This window comes from Sphingobacterium sp. NPDC055431 (assembly GCF_053644255.1).
Window position 1 is genome coordinate 84,072 of the sequence record NZ_JBSHLH010000007.1, and the last position, 20,473, is coordinate 104,544.

At 39.7% G+C, this 20,473-nt stretch carries 15 protein-coding genes and 1 other RNA gene; 7 read left to right on the forward strand and 9 right to left on the reverse strand.

Translation table 11 applies throughout. From position 1 onward, the window contains the following. The 5 genes from ACWIB3_RS08650 to ACWIB3_RS08670 all read right to left on the reverse strand — a co-directional run bounded on the left by ACWIB3_RS08650 (nucleotide 1) and on the right by ACWIB3_RS08670 (nucleotide 7,855). A complete protein-coding gene (locus ACWIB3_RS08650) occupies nucleotides 1-2,340 on the reverse strand; it encodes a TonB-dependent receptor (RefSeq protein WP_313258209.1) in 2,340 nt (779 codons plus the stop codon). Between the two features lie 146 nt (nucleotides 2,341-2,486). Further along, on the reverse strand, nucleotides 2,487-3,296 hold the full coding sequence (locus ACWIB3_RS08655; RefSeq protein WP_185211851.1) for an alpha/beta hydrolase: 810 nt from the start codon (nucleotides 3,294-3,296) through the stop codon (nucleotides 2,487-2,489). A gap of 5 nt (nucleotides 3,297-3,301) precedes the next feature. Then, nucleotides 3,302-4,252 carry a hypothetical protein gene (locus ACWIB3_RS08660; protein WP_454291377.1) on the reverse strand — a complete coding sequence of 317 codons (951 nt, stop codon included), beginning with the start codon at nucleotides 4,250-4,252 and terminating at the stop codon, nucleotides 3,302-3,304. Next, the gene (locus ACWIB3_RS08665; RefSeq protein WP_185217832.1) at nucleotides 4,239-4,883 is read right to left on the reverse strand and encodes a hypothetical protein; all 645 of its coding nucleotides are present in this window, start codon (nucleotides 4,881-4,883) and stop codon (nucleotides 4,239-4,241) included. The genes ACWIB3_RS08660 and ACWIB3_RS08665 overlap by 14 nt, the downstream gene beginning before the upstream one ends. A gap of 47 nt (nucleotides 4,884-4,930) precedes the next feature. Continuing rightward, nucleotides 4,931-7,855: an FAD-binding and (Fe-S)-binding domain-containing protein gene (locus ACWIB3_RS08670; RefSeq protein WP_454291378.1), complete on the reverse strand. Its 2,925-nt coding sequence runs from the start codon at nucleotides 7,853-7,855 to the stop codon at nucleotides 4,931-4,933. Between the two features lie 249 nt (nucleotides 7,856-8,104). On the opposite strand from ACWIB3_RS08670, the gene ACWIB3_RS08675 reads away from it, so the two are divergent. The 6 genes from ACWIB3_RS08675 to hisD all read left to right on the forward strand — a co-directional run bounded on the left by ACWIB3_RS08675 (nucleotide 8,105) and on the right by hisD (nucleotide 15,744). Continuing rightward, nucleotides 8,105-8,584, forward strand: a complete 480-nt coding sequence (locus ACWIB3_RS08675) for an Lrp/AsnC family transcriptional regulator (RefSeq protein ID WP_185211848.1) — start codon at nucleotides 8,105-8,107, stop codon at nucleotides 8,582-8,584. Nucleotides 8,585-8,592: 8 nt separating this feature from the next. Next, the gene (locus ACWIB3_RS08680; protein ID WP_454291379.1) at nucleotides 8,593-9,783 is read left to right on the forward strand and encodes an EamA family transporter; all 1,191 of its coding nucleotides are present in this window, start codon (nucleotides 8,593-8,595) and stop codon (nucleotides 9,781-9,783) included. A 454-nt stretch (nucleotides 9,784-10,237) separates the two neighbouring features. Continuing rightward, complete coding sequence (locus ACWIB3_RS08685; RefSeq protein ID WP_454291380.1) at nucleotides 10,238-12,817, forward strand: DUF5686 family protein; 2,580 nt, start codon at nucleotides 10,238-10,240, stop codon at nucleotides 12,815-12,817. A gap of 235 nt (nucleotides 12,818-13,052) precedes the next feature. Continuing rightward, complete coding sequence (locus ACWIB3_RS08690; protein ID WP_454291381.1) at nucleotides 13,053-13,349, forward strand: hypothetical protein; 297 nt, start codon at nucleotides 13,053-13,055, stop codon at nucleotides 13,347-13,349. A 255-nt stretch (nucleotides 13,350-13,604) separates the two neighbouring features. Next, on the forward strand, nucleotides 13,605-14,456 hold the full coding sequence (hisG, locus tag ACWIB3_RS08695) for an ATP phosphoribosyltransferase (RefSeq protein WP_185211844.1): 852 nt from the start codon (nucleotides 13,605-13,607) through the stop codon (nucleotides 14,454-14,456). A 1-nt stretch (nucleotide 14,457) separates the two neighbouring features. Then, nucleotides 14,458-15,744, forward strand: a complete 1,287-nt coding sequence (gene hisD, locus ACWIB3_RS08700) for a histidinol dehydrogenase (protein ID WP_454291382.1) — start codon at nucleotides 14,458-14,460, stop codon at nucleotides 15,742-15,744. A 60-nt stretch (nucleotides 15,745-15,804) separates the two neighbouring features. Here hisD and ACWIB3_RS08705 read toward each other — a convergent pair whose 3' ends face one another. Continuing rightward, the gene (locus tag ACWIB3_RS08705; protein WP_454291383.1) at nucleotides 15,805-16,662 is read right to left on the reverse strand and encodes a hypothetical protein; all 858 of its coding nucleotides are present in this window, start codon (nucleotides 16,660-16,662) and stop codon (nucleotides 15,805-15,807) included. Between the two features lie 326 nt (nucleotides 16,663-16,988). On the opposite strand from ACWIB3_RS08705, the gene ssrA reads away from it, so the two are divergent. After that, nucleotides 16,989-17,357, forward strand: a transfer-messenger RNA (tmRNA) gene (gene ssrA / locus ACWIB3_RS08710). Here ssrA and ACWIB3_RS08715 read toward each other — a convergent pair. The 3 genes from ACWIB3_RS08715 to ACWIB3_RS08725 form a co-directional block, all read right to left on the reverse strand. Next, nucleotides 17,318-18,877: a recombinase family protein gene (locus tag ACWIB3_RS08715; RefSeq protein ID WP_313258224.1), complete on the reverse strand. Its 1,560-nt coding sequence runs from the start codon at nucleotides 18,875-18,877 to the stop codon at nucleotides 17,318-17,320. The genes ssrA and ACWIB3_RS08715 overlap by 40 nt on opposite strands. Nucleotides 18,878-18,973: 96 nt before the next feature. Further along, a complete protein-coding gene (locus ACWIB3_RS08720; protein WP_313258226.1) occupies nucleotides 18,974-19,828 on the reverse strand; it encodes a nucleotidyl transferase AbiEii/AbiGii toxin family protein in 855 nt (284 codons plus the stop codon). A gap of 2 nt (nucleotides 19,829-19,830) precedes the next feature. After that, on the reverse strand, nucleotides 19,831-20,469 hold the full coding sequence (locus ACWIB3_RS08725; protein ID WP_313258228.1) for a type IV toxin-antitoxin system AbiEi family antitoxin domain-containing protein: 639 nt from the start codon (nucleotides 20,467-20,469) through the stop codon (nucleotides 19,831-19,833). Nucleotides 20,470-20,473: the final 4 nt, after the last annotated feature.

Consider the following 20,473-nt stretch of genomic DNA (forward strand, 5'->3'; position numbering starts at 1 on the left):
TTAAAATTTAAAGTTCCAAGTTACTGAAGGAATAGCGCCAAACAAGGCTATTTTATAGGCTTCAGTGATATTTGCATTTTCTTTATTTTCCCTAAAATCAATTACATAGGCATTCTTGCGGTTATAGGCATTATACACACCGAATGACCAGCTTGAATGAAATTTCTTGTTCTCCTTTTTAGGCTCATAGGTAGCTGATAGATCCAAACGATGATAATCAGGCATCCTGTAACCGTTACGCTCTGCATAATAGAACATGGTCCTTCCGTCAATTTGATACTTGCCACTTGGGAAAGTAATAGCATTTCCAGTATAATAAACGAAAGTTGCTCCCAAGGTCCATTTTTTGGTCAACTGATAAATACCAACCAAAGAAATATCGTGGGTACGGTCTTGCCTAGCATCAAACCAAGCACCATCATTGATTTCATCGAATTGTCTTTCACTCTTTGAAAGTGTATAGCCCAACCAGCCACTGAATTTCCCTTTTCTCTTCCTTAAGAGAAATTCTGTTCCATAAGAACGACCGACACCATACAACAGTTCCCCTTCCAATTGCTTATTAGCCTGCAGGTCGGCACCATTTCTAAAGTCAATTTGGTTGTGCATATATTTATAATAGGCCTCTACTGAAAACTCATAGGTATTATCCTTAAAATTACGGAAGTAACCCAATGCCGCTTGATCAGCGATCTGTGGCTTTACGTTCATACTGCTGACCATGTATTGATCGGTCGGTAAACTCGCCGTCGTATTCGTCAATTGGTGCAAATTCTGCGACATCCTATTGAAACTGGCTTTGATGCTATTGCTGGAATTGAATGCGTAGGAAAGAGATAATCTCGGTTCAATATTGAAATAATGCTTGGCAATCCCTGACTCATAATAAGATTCGGAAATTGCGTCGCCTTCCTCATTAAATTCATAGAATGTACCTGGACCCATGACCATGAAATCACTGAATCTTACGCCATAGATCAAGGAGAGCTTTTCAAAAGGTTTCCAATCATGGGATATATATGCAGAAGCCTCAATGCCCTGCCTTCTTTCAATTTCAATACTGTTGATATCTGATGATTCATCTACTGCACTGATGCTGGCAGGACGGATTTCCTGACGCAAAAGGTTGACCCCAAATCGAATGGTACTGTTATCATTGGAGTAATATGAGAAGTCTTGTTTCAGGTTTAGGTTCCTGATCTTGGAAGCAATCCTGAACTTAGAATCATCACTGTTTACATTAACGTGATAGGCGAAATCGCTATAGATTAAGGAAGTATTGCTAAACAATTGCGGATTGATGATGGAGTTCCAGCGCACTGTGGCTGTAGAATTACCCCAATCGAAGGCAAATAGATCTGAATATCCTAAATCATCCTTTCCAAAATAACCCGATAGATAGATAGTATTGCGATCATTCAATTTATAGTTGAATTTGGCATTCAGGTCATAGAAATATAATTTACTTTGACTAGCCTTTTCATCCGGAGAAAGCTTCAAGAACAGATCCGCATAGGTCCGTCGCCCACTGATCATAAAGGAGCTTTTATCTTTTACAATCGGTCCTTCCAACTTCAATCTAGATGCAATTAACCCAATTCCACCTTCCCCACTGAACTTCTTGTTGTTTCCGTCCAGCATACTGATATCCATTACCGAAGAAATACGACCGCCATATTGAGCGGGAATCCCCCCTTTAAACAGGTTTGCATCCTTGATGGCATCAGAATTAAAAGTAGAGAAGAAACCCATTAAATGAGATGCGTTATAAACAGTTGCCTCATCCAATAGGATTAAATTTTGGTCCCCTCCGCCACCGCGCACATAGAAATTAGAACTGCCTTCACCCCCAGGAGATACTCCCGGAAGCAATTGAATGCTTTTCAACACATCCTTTTCACCAAACAGGACTGGTATATTCTTCAGTTCCTCCATGCTGAATTTCAGATTCCCCATTTGCGCAGAAGTAACATGGTCATCCTCCTTTTTAGCAGTTACAACAATTTCCTCAATTACACTTGAGTTAGACACTAACTCAAAATTAAGGCGTTTAGATTCATTGACTTCCACCTGTTCATCCTTGCTTGCATATCCTACATATGATATTTCAATCTCATGCTTACCTTCCGGCAAACTGATCGAGTAGAATCCATAGTTGTTTGAATAAGTGCTTAAATTAAGCGCCCTCACTCTTATTACTGCTGCAATTAAACTTTCACCTGAATTAGCATCACGAACATAACCGCTTAAGGTTAATTTTTCCTGTGCCAACGTCAAATCACTTACAAAAACTAACAGCACGATGAGACTGATGCTCATGCATTGGGATAGCGATTTCATTCGCTTTAGGTTAAAAATCATGGTCAAAATTAAAAAAGCCATTCTGAACAACAAAATGGCTTTTACAGGTTTATAATCTCGTATAAAGTCCAAATTTATTAATATTATTCAATCTAGCAAATAATTTATCCAAAAAAGTCATAATCCTATACTTTAGAAAAGAAGTCCTGAAAAAATATCAATTGGTATTGAATTGATTTGCTCCAATAATCCCAATTATGGGCCCCTGGCATGCTTAAATATCGATGTGGAATATTTAAGTAGGTTAATTTTTCATGGAATTTTGCATTTACATCATAAAAAAAATCTTCTGTCCCGCAATCAATGAAAATCTCTAAAGACTTCGGCTTAATCAAGTGCGTCAATTCCATCACAGTATGACCCTCCCACACTTGAGGATTTTGATCATACGACCCTATCCTTTTTGCCATATCCCAATTATTAGGAAAAGGACGGATATCCACCCCTCCAGCGGTACTTCCTACCGCACCAAAGGTATCTTGATGGCGAATGGCTAAATATAAAGCTCCATGTCCGCCCATGCTCAATCCAGTGATTCCACGTTTGCTGCGATCTTTGATAACAGGATATTTTCCATCGATATAATTGACCAACTCCTTCGCCACAAAGGTCTCATATTTAAAATCTTGATCAATTTCTGAATCCCAATACCAACTGCCAAAACCACCATCAGGACAAACAATCAATATTCCATAGTGATCTGCCAATTCCTTGATCGCCGGAACCTTATTTATCCAATCTCCATAATTCCCTGAATAGCCATGCAAAAGATATAAGGTAGGCAGGTCTTTCTTCTTTGATCCCTCTGGTTGAATAACGACTGTTTTGATTGCTTTGTTCATGGCAGCACTGTGTACTGCAATGGTATCCACCTTTGCCGCCTGAACTAACCCGGAACTTAGGAAGATAGTCAGTAGGGATAAAATGATTCTCATGAGATTTAGTGTTTAGATATATGATAATAATAAAGATACGAGTCTAGGCCGAATGGACGCTCACTGATTGTAAAAATTCCGTCTGATTTTCGGTCAAAAGAAATAGCCTCCCCTTGAGGTTCTGGCTCATAAGGAATAGGTAGCGGCTGCTTCTTCAGCGCTTCAATCAATGGTGCTTTACTAGCTAAAGGCCAATAAAATATACTTGTTAAATTTTTCATAACTACAGCATCCCTTTTTGGAGAAATATCTGCAGCTGTAATAAATGTGAATGGAAAACTTAAGATAGGTTTGAGGATATAGGTATCTTGATTCCCCTTGAAGATTTCAGCAGAATAAAGACTGGACCTAAGCTCCCTTTTTGAAACTAAATAGAATTGTTTATCCAAGGGATCTATAAAAATTGCCTCAGCGTCCCTGGCTTTACCAGGATATTTTAAATGCTTGATCGAAATTGCAGACCTTGAAATAGAATCAAACGTCACTCCCGGTTTCAAAACGGGTTCAGGAAAGATATATAGAGATAATTGGGTTCTTTTGGCCAAATTATCACCAATATCCCCCAAAACCACATAGGACTGTCCGTCCAGTTCCACCCAAGCAATATCCTCAATATCAATTGCCTCCACCCCATCTAGTTGATAACTGCACATAAGGTTTGCAGCGGAATCAATTAAATATACCCTAGCATCATCGCCACTATCATTATGCACCCAAAACATACCGGGGTTATTGATGGAAGAAATTATGCCTGAAATTTCATCCAATGCAGGATCGCTTACTTTTCCCTTAGCAACACGTTCGCCATGAAGGACTTCTTGAGCAAGACATTGATTACCGCTAAGGACTAAGATAAACAGGCAAAATATTAATCGTACGTAGTGTAATTGCATAAAAAAGGACCAGCTTTTAACTGATCCTCTAAAATACACTAAATAAATTTTATTTACCTTCAAATGCAGAAATTAATGCTGCACGATTGGTCGAATCTTTTTCACCAAGTTCGAAGGATTGTTTGTAAGTATCAACATAACCAAAAATCTCAGCTTCTTTACCTGAACCGTTATCAAAGAAATACTTGAAACTATAGGTTCCAGGCTTAGAAAGGTCTACTTTATCCTTGTTAGATGAAAAAACCAAAGGCTCCAAGGTCGTAGTGGTCATTTTGCCATCGGTAGGCAAATTGAACAATGTTCCCAATGATTTTACGAAATTATCTGAAGCTGCACCATTTGAGGTAATCCTTACAGATCCTTTCTTAAATCCCAATTCTTCATCTGGTTTACCTTGTGCATCAATACCGGCATCAATGGTTTTTAATACTTCAACAGTAAAACCTACAGGCTCATTATTGTATTCTGCTTTAGCTTCATAAACGATGGAAGAGTCCGTTGGGTTCGGATTTGTTAAATCAAAATAAAGGTGCAACAGACTTCCATCAGTGGTATTGGTCATCGGTTTCAAAGCGGTAGAAGCCGTTGTACCTGTGGAATCACCCGAACCACCTTCGGTTTTGTTAGAGTTACCACATGAACCCATCCAAACCGCTGTAGAAACCAGCAAAGCTATAGTTGTTATCTTTTTCATAATCTAATATGTTTACTTTTAATACAATAAAATATCGTTTTTGTTTATTATTTCTTGATCAAAGCATCATAAATGATCTCCACAGGATGGAAGGATTTTCGCTGCAAACCATCCTTGATCTGATGCCTACAGCTTGTTCCTGCTGCTGCAATAAGGTATTCCCCACCTGTTTTACGCAAAGTTGGGAATAAGACCAGTTCAGCAACCTTCTGCGAAACATCAAAATGTTCCTTCTCGTAGCCAAACGAACCTGCCATTCCACAACATCCTGAAGGTATCACTTCCACCTCATAATTGGAAGGAAAGGATAAAAACTCCTTGGTAGTATCCACCAATTTGAAGGCTTTCTGATAACAGTGACCATGCAACTTTATTTTTTGTGGTTCTGCCGTGAATTGCTCTGGATGAATCCTACCAGCTTTCATTTCTCGAACCAAGAACTCATCGATCATTAAGGCATTCTTTGCCAATGTATTCGCTTTTTCTCGTTTAGAATCATCGACTAAATCCGGATATTCATCTCTAAAGGTTATGATAGCAGAAGGCTCAATCCCTAGCAGAGGGCTTTCTGCACTCACTTCCTGCGAAGCTAAGTCAACGTTCTGATTAGCAAGTTCTTTTGCTTTCTTGACAAATCCCTTCGACAGATAGGTCCTACCACTTTCCTTTAACTTAGGAACGATAACTTCATATCCCAGAGCGGTTAATAACTTATAGGCGGTTATCCCAACTTCCGTGTCGTTGTAATTGGTAAACTCATCACTGAACAGGAAAACCTTACGTGTACTTGTGGTATTAGGTTGTTTTGATGCCCACTGGCTGAAGGTAGTTCCATGCACCTTTGGCAAGGATCTTCCAGGCGCAAAACCAACCACAGATTTAATGATACTTGAGGTAAAACTATTTGTTGCAAAGAAATTATAGATTGGAGCAACCATAGACCCCAGTTTTTGGGATTCAGTAAAATTGGCAATCAGCTTCGCCCTAAAAGGACTTCCATTCGCATCATAATAATGCTGTAGGAACTCTGCCTTCATCTTCGCGATATCCACGCTGGATGGACATTCCGTTTTACAACCTTTACAGCTCAAACAAAGGTCCATGACCTCTTTTATCTCCTCATGATTAAATCGATTGCTCTGTGTTGAATTGGTCAGGAATTGACGAAGCATATTTGCTCTAGCACGTGTGGTATCTTTCTCATCCCTAGTAGCCATAAAAGATGGACACATGGTCCCACCAGTTATCTCTGTTTTTCTACAGTCTCCGGAACCCGAGCATTTTTCGGCCAAACGTAGGATGCTTTCATTCTTCGTAAAATCAAAATATGTCTTGATCTGCTTGGCATCAGTCACCTGGTCATAACGCAGATGGGTATCCATTGGAGGGGTATCTACAATCTTTTTAGCGTTAAACACATTGTTTGGGTCAAAAATGTTTTTAACCTGTAACAGAAGTTGATATACCTTATCTCCTAGAACTTTTCCAATAAATTCACCCCGTAATCTACCATCACCATGTTCACCACTCAATGAACCATTATACTTCAATACCAAATCCGTAGTTTTCTCCAAAATACGACGGAATTGCTTTTTTCCTTCGGCCGTTTTTAGATTGATAAAAGGTTCAATATGCAGTTCACCTGCACCAGCATGCGCATAATATGAAGCATGCACCTGCTCTTCCTTCAACAGCACTTGTATATCGGATACATAGGCCGGCAGATCCTCTGGGGAAACTGCACAGTCCTCAATCAGGTTCACAGGTTGAGAATCGCCAGGGAGGTTCCGGATCAATCCCAAACCAGCCTTACGTACGTCCCAAACCAAATTGGTCTTTTCAACCCCAGTGATCCATGGATAAGCATAGCCCAAACCGGCTGCTTTTAACTCAACAACCAAACGCTCCGCTTTTAAGGCTATCTCTTCCTGGCTATTGCCCCTGAATTCAACGATCAATAAGGCCTCAGGATCTCCTTCAATAAAAAAACGGTTGTATTGATATGTTGGATGCCCAACTGTAAAATCTAAAATATATTTATCTACCAATTCAGATGCTTCTGGATTATTGTTCAAGGCAATTACATTTCCTTTCATACATTCCACCATATCGTCGAAATGAACACATAAAAGGCCAATTTCTTTTGCTGGTAAAGGCATCAGCTTAATTTTAGCCTCGGTGATGATGCCGATGGTCCCTTCCGATCCGGCCAATAGTCTACATAGATTGAAGGGCTGACTGTTATCTGACAGCATATCCAGCGCATAGCCCGTATTCCTACGGGTTATTTCCGATTTAGGATATCCAGCATGTATAGCTTCTTGGTTTTCTTTGTTGGTCAATAGTTCGTTCAGGTTCCTGTAAATATCACCTTCACGGGATTTTAACGAAAGCTTTTCAAAATAGGCAGCTTCATTCAGTTCCTTAAAAAGCACTTCTGACTCATCGTCCAATAGCATATTAGCTTCCAATAGGTTATGACGCGTATCTCCCCAAACGATTGAATGCAATCCGGATGAATTATTTCCGATCATTCCTCCGATCATAGCCCTGCTGGCTGTGGAGGTTTCAGGTCCGAACATCAGTCCAAATGGTTTCAAATAGGCATTTAGGTCATCACGGATTACCCCGGGTTGAACCCTCGCCCATTTCTCCCCTTGATTTACTTCCAATATCTGATTGAAAAATCTAGAAATATCGATAACAATACCTGCCCCTACAACCTGACCTGCCAAGGAGGTACCGGCCGTTCTTGGAATCAAGGTAATGTGATTTTCATTTGCAAACCGGATCAAGGTCTTCAAATCTTCTATTTGTTGGGGAATACAGACCGCCAATGGTAATTCCTGATACACCGAGGCATCTGTGGAATAGGCTAAACGCATCGTCTGATGGGATGCTATATTTTCATCATAAAAGAAATCCCCCTTTAGGGATTCAGCTAAGGCTGCTAATTTTAACTCTACTGACACGATAAGATAGATTGAATAACAAAACTACGCATTGTTTCATTAATTATAAGTCATAAACATATATTTCCATATATAGTCTAATTTGACTATATTCGTATAAGCCTCAGCAACAATATTTTGTGCAAAAACGCCAATTTTCAACTCCAAAAAATCCTTCCTATCTTATTAAAGTCATAATCAACTGAATAATATTCTTTTTTTAGCTTATTTCTTTGAATTTAATTCGGCTTTACCGATATTTGCGGCATTATGGCGAAACTAGAAATTTCCTTGGATCAAATTGATCTTCAGATAATCCGGATCATGCAGGACAATGCCCGCACGAACAATGCTGATATTGCCCGTGAACTCGGCATGGCCCCTTCAGCGATCTTAGAAAGGGTAAAAAAACTGGAGCAGAAAGAAGTTATCCTACAATATAATGCTAGGATCAACCCTGTTGCATTGGACCAAAAAATGCTTTCCTTTATTTTTATCAAGACTCAGGATATCATCGGCGTACAAAAAGTAGGCTTACTTTTGGCCGAAATACCAGAAGTATTGGAGGTACATGATATAGCTGGTGAGGATGGTTACTTAATCAAAGTAAGGACCAATGATTCTGCGGGACTTGTTGACCTTATGCGCAACACTCTCAGCAAGATAGAAGGCATTATTTCCACAAGAACTACAATCGTTCTGGAGACCGTAAAAGAAGACAATAAATTAGTAATTCCTGCTAAGGACTAAAAAATACCATGGTAAAATCATCAAATCCATCAGGCAGCATAATCATCTTTGCCTACTTGGTGGTGTACATCGTTTGGGGATCTACCTTTTTCTTTATTGAGAAAGCCTTGCACGCTTTCCCTCCTTTTGTTTTGGGCTCGATCAGGTTTATCATCGCGGGTTCACTGCTGATGTTTTACTGTTGGGTAAAGGGATATAAGATTTACATTAAGAGTGCTGTAAAAGACGCTGCATTAGTCGGTTTCCTTTTACTATTTGTCGATATGGCGGCCATCATCTGGTCGGAACAATACATTTCCAGCGCCATTGTATCCATTCTTTCTGCTGCTACAGCCATATGGTTTATTATTTTGGATAAACCTAAATGGAAAGAAAACTTTTCCAGCATTCCGACATTATTGGGATTGATCCTTGGTTTCCTCGGTGTAGTCATGTTGTTTGCAGAGCAAATCTTTGGAGCTTCTGCAAATGACGGAGACAATGACAAAAAACTTACTGCCATGATCGTCATGACTGTAGGAACCATTGGATGGACGGTAGGTTCACTAATTTCCAAATACAACAAGAAATCAGAGAACAAAAAGAGTGCTGAACCGAATGTTGTAAAAGAAACTGAGGAAGACCTCAATGTCATGGTCAAAACAGCATGGCAGATGGTAGTTGCTGGTATAGCTTTTACGACTGTTGCACTTTTGAATGGGGAATATAAAAGTTTTGAATTTAATTCCGTTCCATTAGAATACTGGGGAGCCATGGTTTACCTAGCTTTGTTGGGATCTATTTTGGCCTTCAGCTGTTATATTTTCCTATTGCAATATCGTCCAGCTACCGAAGTCAGCACCTACGCTTACGTGAACCCGATCGTAGCACTGATATTGGTCCATTTCTTTACGGACCATGTGGTTAGCAGGATGCAGATCATAGGTCTTGCAGTAGTCCTGTTCAGTGTGTTACTCATGAACTGGAACCTATACCGCGACAGCTCAATCATTAAAAACTACAAACGCAGACGTAAAATCCGCAAACTACGCCATATGGCACCCAAAAGTAGTATCCCAAGGATTGTGGAAGTCGCTGAGTTTGGTCAAAAGAAGACCAAAAAGTCAAAGGAAAACCCTGAAAAGGGAAATTCTACTCCTGATAGTACAAACGCTGACAAAAACAAAGGAAAGAGCTTTGATCAAGAATTCTACGATTAGACATCAACGATAAAATTTTACGAAGAGCGGATGCCTTGGCATCCGCTTTTTTTATTAAATTCGTTCAATCACTTAAGCCTACGAGTTCATTTGAAGATTCAAATCCTGCCTTTGCCCTACTCCATCAAATTGCATCATTAAAATAGATACACTTTTTCCGATTTCGAACTTAGTTTCATTCGAGACACATTCCGAATTTTCCGAATGTGTCTCGAATAAGGTCAAAGCCAGGTCCGAAAAAATCACTCAACTGTTACAATTCCAAATTGACTTCCCACAGATTTAAATCGCTTTAAAATCTTCCTGTAAACAATTTGTCAAAACAACCAAATATTACTGACTAATTATCATGAAAAAGTCAAATCGTCAATAAGCCTATTTAATAAATCATCAATATTATCTTTATTTGCAATACTTTTTGAACACAAATCGTAAAAAGTCAAAAAGTCATAGCATGAAAACGAGATTATTTTACTTGACCATACTAATCGGAATGATTTTTTCGTTCCAAGGCCTGTCCGCACAGAGTTTTATTACCATCAAAGGGAAGGTAATGAACGCAGACAACTATGAGGCCATACCTTATGCTTCCATTAAAGTAATGGGTGCCAATAAGGATATTGGGACAAGTTCCAATGAAAATGGTGAATATACGCTGACCATTCCAGCTGAGTATAAAAAAATCAAGATCAGTTCTGTGGGTTTTGATCCAGAGGAATATCCTGTTGCTGATGAGAAAGAACAAACTATCCGTGTGATGCTGTTCCCTGCCAACTCTATTGAGGAAATCGTAGTAAGGGCACCTAAAAGAGGTAAATACTCTAACAAAAACAATCCTGCAGTAGAATTGATCAGAAAGGTGGTTCAACATCGCGACCAAAACCGTCTGACCGGTCAGGCTTATGCTGAATACGACCAATACGAAAAGATCAGTTTGGGATTGAGCAATCTAGATGAAAAGTTCAAGAACAAAAAGGTATTCAAAAAATATCAGTTCCTGTTTGAGAAGGATGACACTTCACAAACAGCAGCAAACTATGTATTGCCGGCTTACATGGAGGAGAAATTTTCTAAAGTTTACTTCAGAAAAGATCCCAATGCCAAAAAGCAATATATCATTGCGGACCGTAAGGCTGAATTTGACCCTAAATTTATTGACAATGATGGTCTAAGTAAATATTTCAACCGTCTTTATGATGAGGTGGAGATCTATGATAACAATATTACCATCTTGACCAATCAATTCTTGAGCCCAATCGCCAATTCGGCTCCTACCTTCTACCGTTTTTATATTACGGATACGATAAAGAACGAAAATGAATCTTTGGTAGAGTTAAGCTTCTTCCCTAGAAATAAAAACGACCTTTTGTTTAAAGGTAAGCTATATGTAACCTTGGATGGGAATTATGCGGTTAAAGGCGCTGAAATGACCGTAAGTGACGAGATCAACTTAAATTTTGTTAGGGACTTGAATATTGAGCTTGGCTTCAACAAGACCAATGACAACAAGTATTACTTGACAAAATCAAGTTTAGGGATAGATTTCTCCATTACCAATAAAGGCAAAGGTATCAAAGGAAAACGCGTTGTACTGATCAATGATTATGTGAATGGCAATGTGCGTCCAGACAGCATTTATGCGGTACCGGATAAATATGTGGTCATTCCAGAGGAGAAGAAAGAAGTGGAGGAAACAAAATCTGAAAGCTATTGGGCAACCTTAAGGCCAGAACCGCTATCGAAATCGGAGCGTTCGATCTATACGAACATTGATTCCTTGCAGAGCATGCCGTCCTTCCGTACGTTCATGGATATCTCTGCATTGGTACTGTCAGGATATAAACAAGCGGGTCCAGTTGAAATTGGCCCTGTGAATACCTTTTATTCCTACAACCCAGTGGAAGGTTTCCGTTTACGTGTTGGTGGCCGTACCACAGAGCAATTGAGCAAGCGTTTCTATGCTGAAGGTTATGGTGCATATGGATTTGAGGACCAAAAATGGAAATACTTCCTTGCAGGTACTTATTCTTTGAACAATAAGTCGATCTATAAATTTCCACAGCATTATTTAAGGGTTTCGGCTTCATATGATACAAAGATCCCTGGACAGAATCTGGAATTCGTTCAAGAGGACAACGTTTTGCTATCCTTTAAACGTGGTGAGAACAAGAGTTATCTGTACAATGAGGTTTACCGTTTAGATTATAAGGTAGAGTTCAGCAATAACTTCTCGATGAATGCTGGTTTGGGAACTTGGAAACAAACGCCAGCAGGTGTCCTTTCCTATTCCCTACCGATGGCAGATGGCTCACATAAGATCGTGAACAACTTACAGAGCACCGAATTTAATGTTGGATTCCGATATGCTCCAAAAGAAGAGTTCTATCAAGGGAAATTATACAGGACTCCAATTTTCAATAAATACCCGATCATGACCTTCAACTATACCGCGGGCGTGAAAGGAGTATTCGGAGGAGAATACAATTACCATAACTTCTCTGCGGGTATTTTCAAAAGATTCTACCTATCGCAATTGGGCTATGCTGATATAAACGTAGATGGAACTTATATCGCTGGGAATAACCTTCCTTTCCCAGTATTGAACATCCATCGTGCAAACCAGACTTATGCATATCAATTGCAATCCTATAACTTGATGAACTTTATGGAATTCATTTCCGATCATCATGCTTCCTGGAATGTACAGTATTATATGAATGGCTTTATTTTCAATAAGGTTCCATTGTTGAAAAAACTGAAGTTGAGAGAGGTATTTAGTTTCAAAGGCGTTTATGGTGGATTACGTGACAGCAACAATCCGAGCATGAACAATCAGGTTTATGATTGGCAGACCAATGGATCAGGTGAGCAGATGTCCTTTACGTTTGGAAATAAACCCTACATGGAGGCAAGTGCCGGTGTAGCGAATATATTTAAGGTATTACGTGTAGATGTGGTAAAGAGATTAAACTATTTAGATCATCCAGATGCTCCAGAATGGGGAATACGTGCAAGAGTGAAGTTTGATTTTTAGGAGACATTATGGATATAGTGAGGGTTAGTTATTTTTGAAATAGTTTAAATAATGTGAATAGGGTCAGTGATAGAAAATTGAGGGTGTAATGTGCGGGAATTCTATCAGCTGACCAAGAAAAGCGGGCCTAGTGTCCGCTTTTTTGTTAATTAGGCAAGCAGTCAAGTGCTAATTGGAGAGGATTGATAGGTTATTCACTAATTTATGGTTAAATTTAAGTATCTAAAATTTGATCATGAGTGCTAGAACATGGAATATCATCAAGACCGTTGCAGCTTATTTTTCTTTATTGCTGAATGTGCTCTATATTAGCACATGGATTTATTTAATTGAAAACTCCAATGGTTTTGAAGAGGCGCAACGGCGATTTGGGAACCTATGGAAAATCGACCATATCCTACTTATCGTTTCAGCGATTGTCCTTAGCATCTTCTCCATCATCTATTTTGCCAGAACACCTGGTTTCTTAGCGAAGTTATTTTTATTCGTCCAGATTATTTTCGCAGGTTGGTTTAGTTGGTCCATGCTTTAAAATTTTTAGGCCCCACAACGCTAGCCGAAGACCGAAAACCCTATTGCATTCTTTTTTAATAATTTCCTTGCATAGAAAGGTGATATCCATTACTTTTGTTCCATTATTAAAATGAAGAACGCTTGTACACATCAATACGTAATGCATCATCGCCATTGTGGCGATAGATATTAGTATTGGCTTCTACGTGGAGCGCAAGTAACCCCCAGATTCTTTATTGTTAATAATTTTTTCACTCAACATAAACTCTACATTTTGAAAAATCTCAAAATTGCTATCCAAAAATCAGGTAGATTAAACGAAAAATCGGTCCAATTGCTTAAAAACTGTGGATTGGACTTCGAAAACTATAAAAGCTCATTAATTACAACAGTTTCCAACTTTCCCCTTGAAATATTATTCTTAAGAGATGATGATATCCCAGGCTATGTAGAACAGGGAATTGCTGACCTCGGTCTCGTTGGAGAAAATGTAATTGAGGAAACCCTGTCCAATGTTCAGTATCTACAGCGTTTAGGTTTTGGGAAATGCACCTTAAAATTAGCCATTCCAAAAGACTCAACCATCGACCGCCTAGAAGACCTGAACGGCAAATCCATCGCAACCTCCTACCCTAATATCTTACAGCAATTTTTGGACGAATATAAGATCAATGCAGACATCCAAATGATCTCTGGATCGGTTGAGATTGCTCCGGGACTTGGGCTTAGTGACGCTATCTGTGATATTGTGTCGACCGGTGGAACTTTAAAAAGCAATGGGTTGAAACCTTTCGTGGATGTTAGAAATTCTGAAGCGATATTGATCGGCAGAGATGGTTTGGAAGAAAATCCAATCATCTGTGAACTTTTACAAAGAATCCAATCTGTATTGCGTGCAAAGGAAACGAAGTATGTGGTATTGAACGTGGAGAAAAAGAACCTGTCGCAAATTACAGAACTCTTGCACGGGGTAAAGAGCCCAACGGTGGTTCCATTGGCTGAAGAAGGCTGGGTAGCTGTCCATACCGTAATATCTGAGGATGATTTTTGGGAGAAGATCAATAAACTAAAAGCGGCAGGCGCACAAGGTATTGTGGTGATGCCGATCGAAAAAATCATTATGTAAAATGCTAGAAACTTATCTATATAAAGACTTAAGCAAGGAGCAGATCCAGGAATTGGTGAATAGGAACACCGATCCGAACCATGCGATTCAAGATACGGTCCTCAATATCATGGAGGAAGTTAAGGGGCATGGCGATCAGGCCCTGAAATCATATGCAAAGAAATTTGATAAGGTAGATCTTGAGCAGCTATATTTAGGACAGGATGATATCGATGTCTTGGCATCGACTATATCCCGTGACCAGATGCGCGCTCTGGAAATAGCCTTCCAGAATATCCATAAATTTCATCAGACCCAATTGAAACGCGAGCGCACGGTTGAAACCATGCCCGGTGTAAAATGCTGGCGCGAGGTAAGACCCATCGAAAAGGTAGGTCTGTACATTCCTGGTGGATCGGCCGTTTTGCCTAGTACCCTATTGATGTTGGGAGTTCCTGCAAGGATTGCGGGATGCAAGGAAATTGTGGTATGTTCACCTCCGCAAAACAATGGCAAGATCAATGGATTCGTAGCCTATTGTTTGAAACTGTTGCAGATCAATAAGATTTACTTGGTTGGTGGAGCACAGGCCGTGGCTGCGATGGCTTATGGTACGGAAACCATCCCTAAGGTCAACAAGATCTTTGGACCAGGGAACCAATTTGTGACCAAGGCAAAAAGTCTGATCCAAGGCTTGACGGATGTCAGCATAGACATGCCTGCCGGACCTTCGGAAGTATTGGTCATTGCAGACGAAAGTTGCAATCCGGCTTTTGTAGCGGCTGATTTATTGGCACAGGCAGAACATGGAATCGACAGCCAAGCGATATTGGTGGCAACCTCGAAAACAATAACCGATGCCGTGCAGGAAGAACTGAAGAAACAATTGGAAGTTCTTCCAAGAAAAGAATTGGCGGAGAAAGCGATGCAAAATTCTTACATGGTAATTGCAGATACTCTTCAAGAAGCCATGGAATTCTCAAACCTGTACGCTCCGGAGCACTTGATCTTGGAGACCAATGAGTGGAAAAGCTTGATCAATAAAGTGCTGAATGCAGGATCGGTATTCTTGGGTCATTTAACCCCTGAGAGTGCTGGCGATTATGCTTCCGGAACGAATCACACCCTACCGACCTCAGGCTTTGCTAGGTCGTACTCAGGTGTGTCTGTAGATTCTTTTGTCAAGAAGATTACCTTCCAACATATTTCTGAGGAAGGATTACAACATATCGGTTCTACCGTTGAAATTTTGGCGGAACTGGAAGGCTTACATGCCCATAAGAATGCTGTGAGCATACGCAAAAAATAAAGAAACAGAAAAAGGGATATCCAAGTGGACATCCCTTTTCAATTTCGATTGATTCCTCAATTATTTCTTTTTCTTCTTCTTTTTACCTTTGTCTTCACCAACAATCTTATGGTAAATTTCAGCGAATGCAGTTTTAAGTTTCTTTAAGGTTTTACCCTCGTTCTTTTTCGCTTTTTTAGAAGATTTTTCATCCTTTGCCTTAGCAGAATCTTTTTTCGCTTTTTTCTTAGGAGCTTTTTTCGCCTTTGGCTTCTCCTCTTTTAACTTAGCTTCCTCTTTCTTCTTTTTGCTGTCTTTAGCTTTCTTTTCATCTTTTGCTTTTACAGGTTTCTTGTCAGCTTTTTTATCCTTTGGTTTTTTCTCCGGGTTTTCCTTAACGGTTTTATTGTTAGGAACTTCCTCTTTGTAAGAAGCTTCTTTTTCAATTTTCACCTCTTCCGTTTTTGTAGGAACGGCTGCCTTAGGTTCTACCTTTGCAGCAGGTTTAGCTTCTGGCTTGGCAGCAGTAGATTTTGCTACCGGAGCTTTTGCAGTACTTGCAGCCGCTGGTTTAGCAGGACTTGCTGTTTTAGCTGCAGGAGTCGATGATTTTGCTGCTGGTTTTGCTGCAGCAGGTTTTGCAGGGGTAGCTTTAGCTGTTGCTGTTTTCTTGTTGGCAGTTTTTGCTGAAGTATCAGCAATCACAGGACTAACTTTAACATTTGGAATAGAAGTTTTACGAGCACGGGTTCCTGCACCTTCGCCACCTGAATTTCCAGTAGTCGGGTTAGGTTTCGGGGTTGGAGTTTTCGCAGCTGGTTTATTTGCTGGAGTTGTCTTTGCAGGAGCTTTTCTAGTAGTGGCTCTTACAGGTTTAACGGGACTGTTGTTTTCTGCAGTTTCCGTAGCTGTTGTTTTCGCGTTGTTTTCCTCAGCCATTGTTTATAGTTTTTGTATAGTTCAGTATTTTGTTTCTTACAGGTCTTGATGATCAAAACCCTGTCATTTATTCATTGAAGCTTATTTTGCTTACTGTTTTGTGCAATTTGAGTTGAATTGAGTTTCTATATTGCTGCTAAAAAAGCGTTATTGTTAGGAACAATATCCATAAAGTGGACGAATATTAATTCAATCAGGACAATATTTTAACTTATCATCTTTTAAAACAGTAATATAGCAAATATGTTTATAAAATCCTATCCATTTAAACTTAATTGGGTTTTTGAAGTCATATAAATTGATTACATTTGTTGCCCATACATAACGGGGTCGACCGGAATTGACAGGATAGCGATGGTTATGTAAGCATGCAGTGCATTGTTAGTCTAGCACTTTAATCTGAACTTTCAACTTTTCAAATGGCGAAGAAAACTACGCCTTAGCTGCTTAATTTAGAATTAAGATTTAGCTTTTGTCTCGTCAAGCTTTGTTCTACCGCTTGACATCCGAGGCACCGAATCGTAGGACTGGTCCTTGCGACGTTGCTAAGTAAGGACGAGAAACAGCAACTACGGAGTACGGTATAGGTAAGCGACTCACCTTCCCTCTCCCGACAATCAAAGAGAAGCTAAGCATGTAGAAAGCGTAAATCATACTATGTTTGGACGAGGGTTCGAATCCCTCCGGCTCCACCCGAGGGGATTGAAGACATTTCAATCCCTTTTTTTGTCACTTTTAACAAGTTTAACTCACTCATTTTCTGCAAGTTACGATTGAACAAAGGATTGATTTCGAGAGTTCGATAGCTCCCATTATCTATGATGAGCCCCAAATTGAACACCCTTGAAAGTAGCGTACGCTTATCTATGACATTGGATGATTCATAAAGTTTCGATAGATCCGAGAGCTTATTCAACTCCGAATTCAGTATCTTTTTCAGCCTTTCTTTATCTTTTCCAAGATCAAATTTATTCAGTTTTAGCGATTGTATTTTTTGCGTTAGATCGCTATGCCATCTGGAATAGGTCTCCTGATTAATACTATTATTGATCCATTTCTCCTCGACCGATCGCAAGGATTTTTCAGCTGCCGCAAGCTCCTTGTTTCTAATTTCCTTGCGCTGATTTTCTTCTTTAACTTGGTGGTTTAAGAGTTCCGTGGCCAGTGTGCGAACATCTTGAATGAGATCCTCTGGCAGACTAATTAATTTCAGAATATCGATGAGTTTTTCGTGTGCCTTGATAGCACTGATATTGTTATGCTTCGAGGTCAGTCGGCACCGATAGTAGTAATAATATTGTCCTGTCTTTCCACGGGAGGCGGCACCAGTCATATAACGTCCACAATGACATTGTAACAACCCTCGAAGTGGGATATCCTCATGCAAAGTAACAACTGTCCGTTCTTCTTTCCGGAATTTCTCTTGAGCTCGGTTCCAAGAATATTGATCGATAATAGGTTCTGCATTTTTTACCGGAAACATTCCACCAGGATTGTTTTTCCATGCTTTTACTTTTTGGAAACCACTGTACAGCGGATTCTTTAAAATACGATGGATGCTAGAATTGCCTGTATGCGAGAAACCCTGAGATATGGCAATTTCCTGAATCTTATAGATGGGGACATCCTTTAAAAATAAATCATAGATGTTCCGGATTATTTGCGCTTCCTCCTCCTCGATCACCAACTTCATTTCGCGTTCACTTCTCACCTTTACATAACCGTAAGGCGCTGCACCACCATGAATGTATTTCCCTTTGATAGCCTTAGCAGAATAGATTCCCCAATTGATATCGTTCTGCCGCTTGATGTTTTCCGAATCACCCAATAGAAATTCCAGTCCCATCATAAAGTAAGAACTGTGATCGGTAACATCGTAGACCATGCCCCGGCCTGCACTGACGATTTTTATGCCGTATTCCTTTTGGATTTTCATGACCATGTTGATCGCATCTCCCGTAATCCGGCTAAAGCGTGTCAGTTCAGAAACAATCAGGTAATCAATTTCCCGATGGTTCTTTTTGATAAATGAAAATAGAGCTTTTACATCCGGTCGATCGAATGTCTTGGCACTATAACCCTCGTCCCGGAAAGTATCGATTATTTCAACATCTGCACTAGTTGTCCATTGCGAGGTAATAAAATCTTGTCGTTCGATGCTGTGACGGCTTTGGTCATAATTACTGAACCTTAAATATCGAATCCCTTTTTTCATAATTTTAACAGGATAGATTTGTTAAATAAACAACATTAAATCGGAAAAATTCCGATTATATATGAAATTATTGACATTTCTTATCGGGTATGGAGCTTATTCAAACTTAAGTTGTTCGATCAGTTCCAAAAAATACTTTTTTGACCAGATTTCAAGTTTTTGGTTATCTGGAATAAACTTGACAATATCCTCCTTCACCGCCTCCAAGGATACAGAGTCAATACGTTTCTTCAAAAGATCCAGTAATTCTTCTTTCTCGATGGTTGAATTCGTCCAGTCGCCTGTATCTTGCGCTCTGGCTAGGAAATGATCCAGATTCAATGGTACTCCTTTTCTGATGTACCACTCTAAGTCATACCAATCCCTACCCTTCACCCTATTTTGCCATTTACGAAATAGTAAAGCATGCATTTTTCCTGCAAATAGATTGGATTTGGTAAAGCATTTGACATAAAAAGAGTAAGGTTTGAGCAGAAGCTTCTCCTCGGTTTCAAAACGCAGTGGTGGTTGTCTATCCACCTCCAATTTAATCTTGAGACCAACCATTGCACCCAAGCCCGCCTCTAGCACCATTCCTTCTAGGATCAGTTCTCTCCAGACTGTTTCCGGTTTTAAGAAGGCAGAATCGATCGAAGTTCCTTTAGTCTTTTTCTTTTCTTTGATACTAACTTGCAACCCAACATGAGCAAACTCCTCCACCAGCCCTTTAAAATAGGGTTCTAACGAAAACTCAGGATCACTCGATAGCAATGAAAAATCCAAGTCTTCTGAAAATCGATCCAGTCCGTAAAATATACGCAAGGCAGTACCTCCATAAAATGCCGCTTTCTCAAAAAATCCAGATCGTTGAAGACCAGCCAAGGCTACTTCTTGCATAATCTCGCGAAGGGCAGAGAATGCCTGTTCTTGATTCTTTGGTCCATAGGATGCCAGCCATTCTTTTATCATCATAATCAATTGTTTTTAATGACCCTAATTAACCATTCAAGGCTTTTCTTTTTAGGTGATAACTTCAACCATTCCTCCATCATTTGCACGTCCAACAAGGAAAGTTGATCTGCATCCATTCGTAGATCTTCAAATAAAAATGATTCAGTTTGTAATTTACTTCTCAATAAAATGCCCGAAGTGAGGATGATCCGGTCAAAGAGTGCTTTTTCGGGGCTCGCCATCAGTACGCTCTGCCTTTCCGTTACCTTGATGCTTTTAATTCCCAAAGAGTAGTAGCTTTCTTCAACATGGTAATACCGAAAACGGCCGATAGGCGTTTGATAATACTTGGCCAATTTAGTGGTACAGGATAACACCTCAAAAACCTTTTCTGGAATCATCCCCCAATATGAAAGTGCAGAATCCAAAGATACATAACTTGGCCCCCAAAGATGGTTGGCAATTAATTTATGACTAGGTGGATCCATACGCAAATTCGGTCCCGGAATATAAAGGCCATTCTTTAATGGAATCAATTTCCCCTGTTTGATCATTTCGCTGATCTTGTCATTGGGACGTTGATAGTCATTCAGCAAACTCAGGAGAATTTGGCGTGTAAGCACCTGCTCACGGTATTTCAATAAGACATCTTCGACTTTCATGTTA

Excerpts from the sequence above, each read along its gene's own strand:
- ACWIB3_RS08650 (WP_313258209.1), bottom strand. The coding sequence starts at position 2,340 with ATGAAATCGCTATCCCAATGCATGAGCATCAGTCTCATCGTGCTGTTA.
- ACWIB3_RS08655 (WP_185211851.1), bottom strand. The coding sequence starts at position 3,296 with ATGAGAATCATTTTATCCCTACTGACTATCTTCCTAAGTTCCGGGTTA.
- ACWIB3_RS08665 (WP_185217832.1), bottom strand. The coding sequence starts at position 4,883 with ATGAAAAAGATAACAACTATAGCTTTGCTGGTTTCTACAGCGGTTTGG.
- ACWIB3_RS08675 (WP_185211848.1), top strand. The coding sequence starts at position 8,105 with ATGGCGAAACTAGAAATTTCCTTGGATCAAATTGATCTTCAGATAATC.
- ACWIB3_RS08680 (WP_454291379.1), top strand. The coding sequence starts at position 8,593 with ATGGTAAAATCATCAAATCCATCAGGCAGCATAATCATCTTTGCCTAC.
- ACWIB3_RS08685 (WP_454291380.1), top strand. The coding sequence starts at position 10,238 with ATGAAAACGAGATTATTTTACTTGACCATACTAATCGGAATGATTTTT.
- ACWIB3_RS08690 (WP_454291381.1), top strand. The coding sequence starts at position 13,053 with ATGAGTGCTAGAACATGGAATATCATCAAGACCGTTGCAGCTTATTTT.
- hisD (WP_454291382.1), top strand. The coding sequence starts at position 14,458 with ATGCTAGAAACTTATCTATATAAAGACTTAAGCAAGGAGCAGATCCAG.
- ACWIB3_RS08705 (WP_454291383.1), bottom strand. The coding sequence starts at position 16,662 with ATGGCTGAGGAAAACAACGCGAAAACAACAGCTACGGAAACTGCAGAA.
- ACWIB3_RS08715 (WP_313258224.1), bottom strand. The coding sequence starts at position 18,877 with ATGAAAAAAGGGATTCGATATTTAAGGTTCAGTAATTATGACCAAAGC.
- ACWIB3_RS08720 (WP_313258226.1), bottom strand. The coding sequence starts at position 19,828 with ATGATGATAAAAGAATGGCTGGCATCCTATGGACCAAAGAATCAAGAA.
- ACWIB3_RS08725 (WP_313258228.1), bottom strand. The coding sequence starts at position 20,469 with ATGAAAGTCGAAGATGTCTTATTGAAATACCGTGAGCAGGTGCTTACA.